Below are 1,106 nucleotides of genomic sequence, written 5' to 3' on the forward strand. Positions count from 1 at the left end.
GCCGGCCGGGCATGGAGGGCTCCGGGGTCCGTGGGTGGGCACGGTGAGCAGCCCGCGGCTTTCGCGCGACGGGAACGCGAGGACCGCGGGCACGGCGGGTGTGTGCGACGCCCCCGCGGCGGCTGTTCGGACAGCGACGTGACGGGTCGAGGTCCGGGCCGCGCGCAGGGCGTCGGCTGCCGGATGTCGCCACCTCGCCTGTCCGGCCCTGGGCAGCCGAACGGACGGTGACGGTGGTGGCGACATCCGTGAACGGGACGCGGGGTGTCCGGTGGTGGGAACGGGCAGGCGGCGGCCGCGCCGATCCGGGTGGAGACACCGCGAACGGTGACGGTGAGTAAGAAGATCGAATGTTACGAAAGCGTTACGACACAGCTCGGATAGCGAGGGGCTCGAGACAACCGGGTGTGACGGACCCGGTGGCCATGGATACCTCCCGACGCGGACCATGCTGTCAGCGCCGGGATGTGCACGCTGCGCAGCGTTGCACACGGATTGTCTGGTTGCCAAGACTTGGCAAAAAGGGCCAAAGTCACCAGTAGAGCCTCTTGTGAGATCTCGGAATAGTGCCTATTTTGCGCGCGTACTCAGCTGGATGCGGCCAACATGTGGCGATCACCCAAGAGTCCGCGGGTCACGCCGAGGACGATTCCTTCGACACCCCGAAGATCGACGATCTTATTTACCTGTTTGTAATTTGTTACATCTATGAGCAACTTATATGTTCCGGCGGCAGAACATATGGACCATCTGTCACAGTCCTGTCTCACCACGCATTCACGGCCCGGCTCCCCTCCGGATCACGGACGCGTGGCCCGCTTCACCCACTCCTTGATCCTCACGGAAGGTGATGTTCGCGAAGATCCCTCACTGACGCTCGTTCCCGGTCGCGTCCACCCCCACCACTCCCGATCCGCGCAGCTCCCGCCCGGCGCCGTCACCGCCGCGTGGGTCCAGGCGGACGGCGGGCTCCGCCGTCTCGGAGGCCGCCGTCCGCATGCGCACCCATCCCTGCCGCACGCTGCCCGCTGCTTCTGGCCGCCCAGCCTCTGCCACCGGACAGCCCCCTCACCATGGATGATCCATGCCTCGCGGAGTACCCCGGG

At 66.5% G+C, this 1,106-nt stretch carries 1 protein-coding gene; it reads right to left on the reverse strand.

Annotated features, from left to right (window positions below; genetic code table 11):
• Positions 1-867: 867 nt before the first annotated feature.
• Entirely contained in the window at positions 868-999 is a 132-nt protein-coding gene (locus NBZ83_RS32280; RefSeq protein WP_261571354.1) for a hypothetical protein, read from the reverse strand.
• Between the last annotated feature and the right edge of the window lie 107 nt (positions 1,000-1,106).

The sequence above is a fragment of the Frankia gtarii genome (assembly GCF_025403375.1).
GTDB classification, from domain to species: Bacteria; Actinomycetota; Actinomycetes; order Frankiales; family Frankiaceae; genus Frankia; species Frankia gtarii.

Excerpts from the sequence above, each read along its gene's own strand:
- NBZ83_RS32280 (WP_261571354.1), bottom strand. The coding sequence starts at position 999 with ATGCGGACGGCGGCCTCCGAGACGGCGGAGCCCGCCGTCCGCCTGGAC.